Genomic DNA, 11543 nt, shown 5'->3' on the forward strand with positions numbered 1-11543 from the left:
ACTTCCCATATAAGTTTTGCACCAGGATCCAATAATGATCTTGCTGCATTTCCCTGGACACCTTTCAGACAAAAAGTCTGGCATCCATCAGGCTCGACCCAGAGTTCATGCCTCAAAGTTGGCTTCCCTGATAATCAAATTTATCTGCCAATAATTCCACATCATACTGTGATTTGAAAGGCTGCAATTCATCTCATCCGGACATCTCAGATTTGCCTGAACCCGGTCATCTCTGCTTAGCTTCAACATATATTGAGAGTCCAATTTGATAATGTCACCCAGATGCGGCGCGTTTGCCACCTTTTCTGGGAGATCTCTGCTGATGCTGGTGACCATGTCGAACAAAGAACTTCACCGTATTCCCGTCATTCAGGCTGTTATTGAAAAACGTCTGCGTCGCCGTGATGCGGCCTCTCAGCTGGATCTTACCGAGCGTCAGGTTCAGCGGCTGATGAACCGCTACCGCGAGTCTGGTGCAGCCGGTCTTACCGATGCACGGCGTGGAAAGCCCGGCACACATCGCATCGATGACAGTCTGCGCCACCGCATACTGACGCTGCTACGTGAAAATTACGTGGGTTTCGGCCCCACACTTGCCGCAGAAAAACTTCAGGAGCGCCACGGAATTACGATTTCTGTCGAGACGCTGCGATGCTGGATGACTGCGGATGGACTTTGGATCCCACACGCTCGTCGTCAGCCCCGCATTTATCAGCCGCGCCTGCGGCGGGATTGCCTGGGCGAGCTTATCCAGATCGACGGCTCACACCATGACTGGTTCGAAGGCCGCGCGCAAAAATGCTGCCTTCTGGTTTATATTGAAGATGCGACCGGCCGTCTGATGCACCTGCGCTTCTGTCAGAGTGAGTCAGCCTTTGATTACATGGTGGCCACCCGCGACTACATCGAAAAACACGGCAAGCCGGTGGCTTTTTACAGTGACAAACATGCGGTGTTTCGCGTCAGTCAGGCCGAAACACGACGTACCGGCATAACGCAGTTCGGACGCGCACTGCATGACCTGAACATCGATCTTATCTGTGCCAACAGCTCTCAGGCCAAGGGCCGCGTTGAGCGCGCCAATCTGACGCTGCAGGATCGGCTGGTTAAGGAGATGCGACTGGAGGATATCACCGGCATTGATGCCGCCAACGCCTGGATCGAAACGTTCATCAGCGACTTCAACCTCCGATTTGCCAGACCGGCAAAATACCCGAAAAACCTGCACCGCACCGTCTCAGAAAGCAGCCCGGAGCTGGATGACATATTCGCGTGGCAGACGCTGCGTACGCTTTCAAAATCACTGACTTTTCAGTACGATAAAATTTTTTATCTCGTTGAACCCACTGAAGAAAACTCACGCATAGCCGGAGAAAAAATCCTCGCTTTTGATTATCCGGACGGCACGCTCGCATTCCGCCATGGAAACAGAACGCTGAAATATCAGATGTTCGATAAGCTGGACTGCATCAGTCAGGGACGTATCGTTGATAACAAAAGGCTGGGCGCGGTGCTGAAGCTGGCGCAGGAAAAGCAGGATGAGCTTGAAGCCGCAGGGAAAAGAAAGCGCAGCCAGAGCATGCCTAAAAGACGGGCGCAGATTCAGGCTCAGCTCAGGACCATCAATCCGGTTCTAGCCGAACCCTCTCTTTTTAAATCCAGCCTGAAAAAATGAGCTCACTGCCCTTTTCTCTTCATCAGAAATCAGCAAAAGGTGACATTTAAAACCGGGAAATCAGGGGGACATTTTCAATAAGGAAAGACATATATAATTAGTTGATAATTATACATAAAGAGCATTACCCGTACTTTTATTGAGAGTCCAATTTGATAATGTCACTTTTGGAGGTACGGATAGTAAATATGGGCGGGTTTACCGTCAGTGACGTCAGGAGCCTGGCATGACTGTGCTGTTAACTGTATCAGTTCTCTATCATGGCCATTCAAAGACGCCACTGAGTCCGTGGCCTATTCTGTATTGTCTAAAAAAATCCCGTCAGAATACGATTTTAACGCCGGTGCTGGCACTGACTGGCGACTCGCTGCGCTCGCCGCGCGCCCAGCCCGCGTCCAGCCACAGCGTCGCGGCAGGCGTGACTGATACGCTGACGCCCGCGCCCGCCCGCGCGCCACTGCCGGCGAAGTCGTCGGCAAAGTCATAGCGGTCGTTGATGCGCACGGTGCCGCCCTTTGCCAGCTCCTGCGTCAGCGCGGCCCGCAGGTAAGGCGTGACCGGCACGCCGCCCGCGCTCAGCGTGGCCGCCGCCCGGGCGCCGGCTTCGGCGCGCACCGAGCGCCCGGTGCACGTGCTGGCGGTCATCCCGTTGCTCAGCTCCACGCGCCCGGACTGGTTCTGATAGCCGGTGAGGCTCACGTAGGGGGTCAGGCTCAGGCCGCCGCTGTACTGCAGCTGGCGACCCGCCTCCAGCGAACCCCCGTAGCCCCAGGAGTTCCAGCTTCCGCTGACGTCAGCGCCGTCCCCCATGCGTGCAGACAGGCTGTTCTCAAAGCGGTTCAGTTTCAGCACCGCGTCGGCGTACCAGCCCGTGCCGGACTGCTGGGTAGCGTACAGACCGCCACCCCAGGCGTCGATACGACTTTTTCCACCGCGGGCGTGCTTCACGCGACCGGACGAGGAGCTGACGAAGGCGCCGGTCACCAGCGAGCCGTGAGCGTTGTCGCGCGCGACGTCCGCGCCGAGCATCAGGCCGTCCTGCTGCAGCCGGTAAGCGGACTGCAAGGCACCCTGAACGCGGTCGCCGTTATGCAGGTAGGTGCCCCAGACGCCGCTCTGATGGCCACCGCGGACGGACTGCGCGCGGGCGCTCAGGCTGCTGAGCTCGCCGTAAAACATGAACCTGGGGGCGGAGGCCATGCTCAGCACGGCGTCGGTGGACGCAGAGGTGGACGGGCCGGGCTCAGGCTCCGGACCCGGTTCAGGGTCTGGCTCCGGTTCGGGATCAGGAGCAGGTCCGGTACCGGCCTGAACCAGATCCCATTCGTTGCCATTCCGGACCAGCGTGTACTGCCAGGCGCCGATGTCGACCCGCCCGCCGTTCAGGGTAAAACCGGCGTCGCCGCCGCCGGTGCGTACCAGGCGCAGCGCGTCTTCGGTCTGCGCGGGCTCGGCGCCGGTATTGGCGACGTGCAGGAGATAGCTGCCGCTGGCGCTGCCGGCAACGTCGATAAAGTCGCCCTGCATGCCTGCGGCGTCGGTGTTCATGTAGAAGCTGCCGCCGCCATCGATAGTGCCGAGAGACAGGGTGCGAAAGCCGTCGCCGGAAGACGGTGCAAATCGCACGGTTCCGCCATTCAAGGCCAGATTAGCTACGTCAGAGTCGGCGGTTACATTCCAGGCGGAGGAGTCATCAAGCGCAACGTGTCAACGCCAAGATTATTGACCGTTTTGGGGGTGCGGACGATTTGCTGGACTCTCAGGAGATAAATTATGTATTCCGAAGCGGATCGTAATCGCGCTATCGAGCTCTACTTCAAATACGGCAGGAAGGTTGCCTCTGTCGTCCGCGAACTCGGCTACCCTACAGAACGCAACCTCAGGCGCTGGGTGCGCGAATGGGAAGACAATGCCGGTAATCTGAACCGCTTTCCGCGCAAACGTCGCTACACTGAAGACAAAAAGCGGGCCGCTGTAGAACATTATCTCACGCATGGCTGCTGCCTGGCTTTTACACGCAGAGCGCTGGGCTACCCCTGCAGCGCGCTTCTGGTTCGCTGGATCGATGAGCTTTATCCGGGCAGGAGACGCATTTTTACCAGCATACAGAATCCCTGTGCTCCCTTTAGCCCGCAGGTGAAACAGCAGGCCGTTAAAGACCTGTGCACAAGAGACACCCCCGCCGTGCAGGTTGCCCAAAACGTTGGCGTCAGCCGTACGCTGTTGTACAAATGGAAGGATGAAATCATCGGTGATGAGGCATACAGAACCATGCGTAAACGCAGCCAGACTTCTGCAGATGAAGAGCTCGACGCACTGCGCAGTGAGCGGGACAGACTCCGCCAGGAAATCCAGCAGATGCAGATGGAGCACGATATCCTGAAAAAGGTGGATGAAATCATAAAAAAAGGCCCGGGCATCAGCGCTCTGACAAACAGAGAAAAGACGAAGGTCGCTGATGCCCTGAGAGAGAAACACCCGCTGCCGGCGCTGCTGATTAACCTGGGTCTGGCCCGCAGCAGCTATTTTTATCACCGCGCAACGCTTCGCACCGGCGATAAACATGCCGGCGTCCGGGCCACGCTGACGGAGTTGTTCGACGCCAATTACCGCTGTTACGGCTATCGCCGCCTGCACGCGATGCTGCGCCACGAAGGCGTCCGGCTCTCTGAAAAGGTGGTGCGCCGGCTGATGTCAGAGGAAAAGCTGGTTATGTACGGTACCCGCCGACGCCGGTACAGCTCGTACTGCGGCGAGATCGGCCCGGCCCCTGACAATCTGCTTGCCCGGGATTTTACCGCTGCGCAACCCAATCAGAAATGGCTGACGGATATCACGGAGTTCCAGCTGCCTGCGGGGAAAGTGTGGCTGTCACCGGTGGTGGACTGCTTCGACGGTAAGGTGGTGAGCTGGTCAGTGGGCACCCGGCCGGACGCGATGCTTGCCAACAGTATGCTGGAAGGCGCGATCGACACGCTAAAACCGCACGAACGGCCGATCATACACAGTGACAGAGGTGGGCATTACCGGTGGCCGGGTTGGTTACAGCGAATATCCTCCTCCGGGCTCACGCGCTCAATGTCGCGCAAAGCGTGCTCGCCGGATAATGCTGCGTGCGAAGGGTTCTTCGGACGTCTGAAAAACGAGATGTACTATGGCCGCAACTGGTCAGACGTAACGCTTGATAGCTTCATGCAACAGGTGGACAGGTACATACGCTGGTATAATGGTCATCGCATTAAGCTGTCGCTGGGGTGCGTCAGCCCGGAAACGTACCGGCAAATGCTGGGCTTTAAATAATCAATCAGTCCAGGAAATCGTCCGCACCCCCTTTTCGCCATTTTCATTGTCCGCTGTTGGTCATTAACGCTGTCCGCTTTCCACCATTTCATCATCACTGATTGGCGTTGCGCTTTTTGCCAGCACCCCGGCCTTGCGTTTCTCTCAACCGGTAGCTTTCTCCTTTTATGTTCAGCGTCGTTGAGTGGTGCAGCAGACGGTCCAGGATCGCCGTCGCCAGCACGTTATCTCCGAACATCTCGCCCCAGTCAGCGAACCCTTTGTTTGACGTCAGAACGATGCTCGCTTTTTCATACCTACGGTTCAGCAACCTGAAGAACAGACTGGCCTCCTCACGGTTCATTGGCAGATAACCTATCTCATCCAGGATAAGCACCCGCGCATAACTCAGCTGCTGCAGCTGTCGTTCCAGTCGGTTTTCCTGCTTCGCCTTTATCAGCGTGGCAACCAGCCTGTCCAGCGGTATGAACAGCACCCGGTGGCCCGCATCTGCGGCTTTTACTCCCAGCGCGACCGCCAGATGCGTTTTCCCCACGCCCGGCGGGCCCAGCAGGATCACGTTTTCACTGCGCTCCACGAACGCCAGACCTGCAAGCTCACGGACGACCTTTCGGTCTATGCCCGGCTGGAAGCTGAAGTCGAACTGCTCCAGCGTTTTCACCCACGGCAAGCGCGCCTGCTTCAGCCGGGATTCCATTCCCCGCTGGTGCCGTCCGTTCCATTCCTGCTGCAGCGCCATACACAGGAACTCCCGGTAGTTCAGTTCCTGCTTCGCTGCCTGCTCAAGCAAATTTTCAACGTGGTAACTCAGGTGTTCCATTTTCAGCCGGTTCAGCAGTGTTTCCAGTTCGTACATCACAGCAGCTCCTCATACGCGCTCAGGGGCCGGTGCTCTACCTGACTGACCTGTTGCCACAGCGGAGCATGGTGCTCCGGCACCGTCTGCCAGCCCGATGAAGCCCCGCTGAGCCGGTGGGTCGCGGCCAGATTTTAGTTGCTGTAGATCCGCAGCTCGTCATCCAGCGAGATCCGGATCGAGACCGGATGGCCACACAGCGACTCGGGCACACTGTAGCGGTTGCCGCCAACCTCGATGTAGCCATCCCACATGCCGGATATCGAAGTAGCTGGTATCGAAGTCGGTTGCCGGCAGCGGCTGCAGATGCGTTTGTTCGACAACGAAGCGCTGCGCAGGCGTCTCCCGGAACTGGCGAAGATCGCGCATGTCAGCGACATCTGCCATCCACTGTTCCAGGAGCTGATTGACGTGGGTAAAGCTGTCGAACCTCCGGTAGCGGACAAAGAAGTTTTCCTTGAGGTATTTCACCATCCACTCAACCTTACCTTTGGTACGGGCCCGGCGAGGGCGGCACGCCCGCGGCAGGAAGCCATAGTGGTCGGCAAGCAGCAGGAAGCCTGCGTTGAACACCACGTTGCCGTTACTGTTTTTCAGCACGGCAGCTTTCTGGTTATCGACAAGCACGGTTTTCACGCTGCCGCCAAAATAACTGAAGGCGCGCACCAGCGACTCGTACGTGTGCTCAGCGTCCTGTTTTGGCGCGGCAAGACGTGGAAGCGGCGGGAGAACCCCAGCGTATTGACGGCGAAGTTCACCTTGCATCGCTGCCCGGCCACGTCGACTTCCACTTCTCCCCAGTCGTGCTGCAGCTGGTAACCGGGCTGAGTTTCGAAGCGCACGGTTTTCTTTAAGGGCCGCATTTTACGTTTGGGCTGGATGTAATAGCGCAGCATAGAGCGCCCGCCGGTGTACCCCATCGTCCTAATTTCGGCGAGAATGACCTCGCTGTTCCAGACGTTTTCCGCCAGCCGCATGTCGATGTAATCCATGAACGGCTTGAGTTTTGCCATTTTATGGCGTGTTTTACGGGCCGGGGGCTCAGGGTATTTGAGATATCGCCTGACGGTTCTTTCGGAACATCCGATCTGTGTTGCGATATCGACAATGTAAGCACCCTGTTGGCGCATTTGCTTTATCATGAAAAAGTCCTATCTGCTCAGCATGCTGGAATCCTTTTCGGTGTGGGAACCTTAAGGAAACCGCATGACGGGTAGAGCGGACAACCCGAATTGTGAATTAAAGTCTTATATCACTGGCGCTGACAAACACGACTGACACCGAACTACCTGTACTACCGACAAACTCCGATTGATCATGATTCGCACCCATTGTGCAGCCCGGACGCCATCAGTGCCGGGCTTTTTTATGATGTGTGACTATCACTTCAGAAACGGAACGCAATTCCTTACTCCCATCAGTAAATTCTTATCATGGAACTTTTCGGAACGTTCAAGAAACTATTGCTATAATAGCGACGTATTCATATACACGCAGCAAGCGTTATGCGTACGAAAAGAGAATTTCTCATTGAACGAATTTTCACCCGCCTCTGCGCGGGTTTTTTTGTGTTTTATAACTGGATTATCCAAGGACGACCTTCAACATAAGGGCGTACCAGTTCTCCTCGGGATTACCATCACTCCATTGATAAGTCAGGCGTTTAAATATTGCCGGCCGAACTCCATTGCTCCGACTTTTTTGTGCCAAAAACGGTTACAACTTTGTTTGGGCTCACAGGGAAGAATTAACTTAACACTTCCTAATATTTCTTATTAAATTCCAGAATTAACACTTTACTTACAAAGGTTAATTTTTGTTCCTAATTTTCAGACTATTACACTGTAATCAGCTAATTTAACGAACCTAATTTTGTTGTAAGAGTGTTACATTTTCCCTTCAACATTAGTGATGTGATGTTGTACGTTACAAACTCCAATTTAACGCCCGCTCCATTTTTGGAAGCGGGTTTTTTCGTCCAAGCGGCTCAGATCACATTAATTAACGTAGGAAAGAGCATGATGAATACAAACCAGAAGGTTCGATAGTTTCCCCCAAAGATTGCCCGCGCTTCATCTCACTCGGAGCACAGGCTTTTTTGCGTAAATAGACTAGATTTGAAGTGGTACTGTCGAAAACGTGGAGGCGAGAATGCGATATTTTTTGCTGCCAGGTATCACTACGGTTTTGTTAGTAGTTGTTGTGTTTCTGATGCAAGCACACTGGAGTCCCATGCTGTGATGACTCGACCCATTACAGCAGGCCATGAAAAAAACTATAAAAGATTACGCTGAACTCTCCGCACAGGCTGAACTAAAGGGGCATCCTGTGCTTTTTTTTGCACACTCTGGCAATTTTGTCCTCAAGCTATTTTCAATTCGTTCCGGTTCCCATCGGGACTCAATCAATTCGAGGCAAAATATTTGCTCCCGGGATAACTTTGCCTCGGTCAATTTTGCACAGAAGTCATTCAACTATTGTGCTGACGGAGCAAGTCTAGGACGACATCTACAGCCAAGTGATAGTCATCCCCAGCAAAATTTTGTTTAACAACCTCAATCAGAGAATCTTTGGTAAGCTCTTTTTGCTCTTCAAGAATGCACATAAGAGACCCGCCTAACACACCAATTACACGTGAGTGGAGATTTTCAAAATACTTTTCATCCTTCATGGCGCACTCCGGAAATGAGAATTGTCTTAATCATTCTAGATCACTTCAGGAAGAGTGAATTTTTGATTGGTCTTAAAGCAAAAAGTAAAAGGCATACTATTCTTCTTAAGTCCTGACTGCTTCCCCGTAGTTGAGGTCATGCTCTTACTCTTAATGGAAATGTTTGGCATAAATTGTTGCCGCCCGGGTGACTGGTGTTTCCCGGGTTTTTTATTTTGAGCATTAAATTGGTGACCCATCCTGTTCGTGTATTGCAGTAACCTCGTGCGTTACCACTCCAACCACGGACACATCCTCCATCAGGTCATCATCCAGGGTCAGGCCGTCATCGGTGATGATGCGGCTGGGATGCAGATAGGCATGCCCCCATTCGTAATTTCCTAACAGATCCAACAGAACAGCGTCACCATTCTGCGGTCGACGCTTCTCGTCTACGATGCAACTTCGCCCGTTCCACTCAACCAGGTAACAGGTACTGCTGGTTGTCATCAATTTCTGAACCGGGAGAGTCACCTCGCAGCCAGCAGATCCTAATATCGAGTGGTGTACGCCGGGGACAACATTTCTCGCTTCATTGCCCACGCTTTCTGAGTATCCTGTCCTGCGAACCATATTTTTCCCCTTCCCGCTCTGGTTAAGGCCGTCTAATAAACACCTCAATGCTGGCCTTTGGTTTGTGGTCGTCAAAGAGATTGAGCTGTGAAATGCCCTGGCTAAAAAAGTCGATGAGGATCGCACCTGCTTTCATTTAGCGCCGGGCGAATGTTGCGCTGAAGACATAACACATGTTCACATCAACCAGCGCGAACATCACATTCCACCATTGGGATTGAAAACCTGAAACACGCGCTCCTCACCGTTTGTAGGTGAAATGTCCCGGAACGTTGTAGTGTGGGTTTCAATCCACTTATTCGCTTCACTCAGGGAATACTCCCACTTATAACGTTTAAGCACTGCAACAAAGTCCACTGTACTGATTGTGAATCGGCCCTTTGCATCACGCTTTAGCGCCTGTCTGAAGGCCATCTTAATTTCGTAGTCACGGGGCATTGTCATTCCCACCCAACAATACTGTATGTACGTACAGTATTGTTTGTAAAAAGAAGCTTATCAAGATCGTTAACGTGAGGTTTTTGTAAAGCCCTTGGCGCATAACGAAATTTACTTTTTTAATTGCTATGATTTTGACAAATGATTTTGAAAACCTAAGCTTTATTAGCAACATACCGTTGCTTTCATGGACTGGGGAAATTATGAAGAAGTTTTTAAGCGGATTAATCATTATTACAGGCCTTGTGACGCTGGCAGGATGCCATCATGAAAGCCCTGCAGTAGGCCATGATGGTCGACCGCATGCACCAAGCGGCGAATCAGCACCTGGCGGCCCGCTGGGCAAAGGCCCGGTTGGTCAGCCACAGAGTTAGTCAGTGCCCGGCCACCGTGCCGGGTTTTTTATGCTCTAGCACAGAACAATCCTAACCTCACAACCTGTAAGAGCATTCCCACATCACTGTACTTTACACAGTCTTAGCCTAAGAGAGCTACACGCATACAGGATGTTGCGCGTTAGCGTACGAGTTTGCAGGTTAATCCTGCCATGAAACACTTTGCCCGCCACTGAGTGTGCTTTTTTACGCATGTTGCATGGGGGGGAGGCACGGTAAAACGAATTTAGGTGGAGGGGATCAGTGTGAGCGACTAACCTTTAATCACCCACCCCGTAGTCTGCTTCAAGACGGGCGCGGTACATATCTGCCCCGTCGCCAGGGCTTTTTTAAGGAGTTGGCTTTGTCGGCCACTGTATATCAGGTGCAACACTGATGTCGGTATCGTTCAGAGCGTCAATGTAATCCATCCAGGCATTTAGTGATTCAGTTTCATCATCGCTCAGTTTGCGTCCCATCAAAAGCTTGGTCTGCCCTACAGTGATTGCCTGTGTAGCTTCATCGAGCAGTGCTTTTCTTTTCGATTCTGCAATCTCTTGATAATCCGGATTGGGAATATCAATTATAACTGGCCTAGCATCAACCCATGCTCCGTATTTACCTTCTGGAGGGCTAAACCAGGCGTTATAATCTTCCCTACTAATTTCAATCAGGTCGTTCATCGTGAAACCATTTACTATTGCTGTGGCAATTACATCGCTTGAGTAAAATCCTTGACCAGCATAGTAATACTTTATATTTCCCGCATCACCACCACTTACCTCATGCTGATTTTCAATTATTTCTTCTGACATAAAAACCTCTTAAATATTTACAACGCCTGTAGCAATATAATTTATGCGGACAGCTCCAGTCTGTGCTCCACCGTAGTTATAAACCCGACAGTCAAAGCCGGAAGTTCTAAGTGCGTTTAGTACGTTCATATTAAGATTGCCAACTACTCCATCCCCGTTCGATACCACTACGCTGGTAATTCCCGAAAATGCAATTGGAAACGTTAGGGGCCAGAGTGGCCTTGCGTTTGTAATACCAGTTGATTCCAATAGTGATGACCGCGACCACGATGCCAGCAAGAACACCAACCGCGCTCCACTCATCAGGACTTAACCGGGTTAGCAATCCAACAGCAATTGTGCCCGAGGAAGCGCCGTAAGCAGCGCCCGTGGCAATTTTGCTCATATCGATACTCATACACACCTCCCATTGGGTCGGTGCTGTCTATAGTCAGGAGAAGGGACGCCCGCTAAAACTCAGGAAAACTCGGTGAGTTTTCACTGACTGGAAGAGGCAAAAAAAAGGCCCGCCAGAGCGATAATGCTTGTCAGTTAAGATCTTAATGGAGGCCGCAACGGATAACGTTGTGGCCTCTTTTTTACCGCCCTTGGGTAATGCCGCACTCTTCTTTCCGGCAGCACCAGCCCTGGAGCCATCGCCATTATCTCTTCCATTATCCGCGGTATTTTTCCCGGTGAGATGCCCGGTAGCAGGCTCAGATGACTTCTCAGATACAGTGCGGACTGCTTAAAACTCATCTGATAAGGTTCCACGCCTTTCAGGCTGTACGCCATCTGCGCCATCATGAACCTCAGAAGGTTC

The 11543-nt window shown here is 52.7% G+C and carries 6 protein-coding genes and 5 pseudogenes; 2 read left to right on the top strand and 9 right to left on the bottom strand.

What is annotated here, in order from left to right:
• The first annotated feature begins 334 nt into the window (after positions 1–334).
• Positions 335–1675 carry an ISNCY family transposase gene (locus FD744_RS23295; RefSeq protein WP_160869684.1) on the top strand — a complete coding sequence of 447 codons (1341 nt, stop codon included), beginning with the start codon at positions 335–337 and terminating at the stop codon, positions 1673–1675.
• A gap of 321 nt (positions 1676–1996) precedes the next feature.
• On the opposite strand, the pseudogene FD744_RS23300 reads toward FD744_RS23295, so the two are convergent.
• Positions 1997–3325 (bottom strand): annotated as a pseudogene (locus FD744_RS23300) (autotransporter outer membrane beta-barrel domain-containing protein); the annotation flags it as partial.
• A 123-nt stretch (positions 3326–3448) separates the two neighbouring features.
• Here FD744_RS23300 and FD744_RS23305 point away from each other — a divergent pair.
• On the top strand, positions 3449–4975 hold the full coding sequence (locus FD744_RS23305; protein ID WP_160869676.1) for an IS3 family transposase: 1527 nt from the start codon (positions 3449–3451) through the stop codon (positions 4973–4975).
• A 63-nt stretch (positions 4976–5038) separates the two neighbouring features.
• Here FD744_RS23305 and istB read toward each other — a convergent pair.
• From istB to FD744_RS25710, 8 genes and pseudogenes are all read right to left on the bottom strand, one after another.
• Positions 5039–5831: pseudogene (gene istB / locus FD744_RS23310) on the bottom strand (IS21-like element helper ATPase IstB).
• Positions 5831–6973 (bottom strand): annotated as a pseudogene (gene istA, locus FD744_RS23315) (IS21 family transposase). The pseudogenes istB and istA overlap by 1 nt, the downstream one beginning before the upstream one ends.
• A gap of 1328 nt (positions 6974–8301) precedes the next feature.
• Positions 8302–8502: a hypothetical protein gene (locus FD744_RS23320; RefSeq protein ID WP_034830605.1), complete on the bottom strand. Its 201-nt coding sequence runs from the start codon at positions 8500–8502 to the stop codon at positions 8302–8304.
• A 530-nt stretch (positions 8503–9032) separates the two neighbouring features.
• A pseudogene (locus FD744_RS26005) lies at positions 9033–9250 on the bottom strand (DUF4113 domain-containing protein); the annotation flags it as partial.
• A 536-nt stretch (positions 9251–9786) separates the two neighbouring features.
• The gene (locus tag FD744_RS25870; protein ID WP_255463839.1) at positions 9787–9918 is read right to left on the bottom strand and encodes a hypothetical protein; all 132 of its coding nucleotides are present in this window, start codon (positions 9916–9918) and stop codon (positions 9787–9789) included.
• A gap of 358 nt (positions 9919–10276) precedes the next feature.
• Positions 10277–10741, bottom strand: a complete 465-nt coding sequence (locus FD744_RS23335; RefSeq protein ID WP_160869678.1) for a tail fiber assembly protein — start codon at positions 10739–10741, stop codon at positions 10277–10279.
• 130 nt (positions 10742–10871) lie between these two features.
• On the bottom strand, positions 10872–11138 hold the full coding sequence (locus FD744_RS23340; RefSeq protein WP_080748214.1) for a class II holin family protein: 267 nt from the start codon (positions 11136–11138) through the stop codon (positions 10872–10874).
• 134 nt (positions 11139–11272) lie between these two features.
• Positions 11273–11543: pseudogene (locus tag FD744_RS25710) on the bottom strand (IS4 family transposase); the annotation flags it as partial.

This window comes from Pantoea sp. Taur (assembly GCF_009830025.1).
Classification (GTDB): Bacteria; Pseudomonadota; Gammaproteobacteria; order Enterobacterales; family Enterobacteriaceae; genus Pantoea; species Pantoea communis.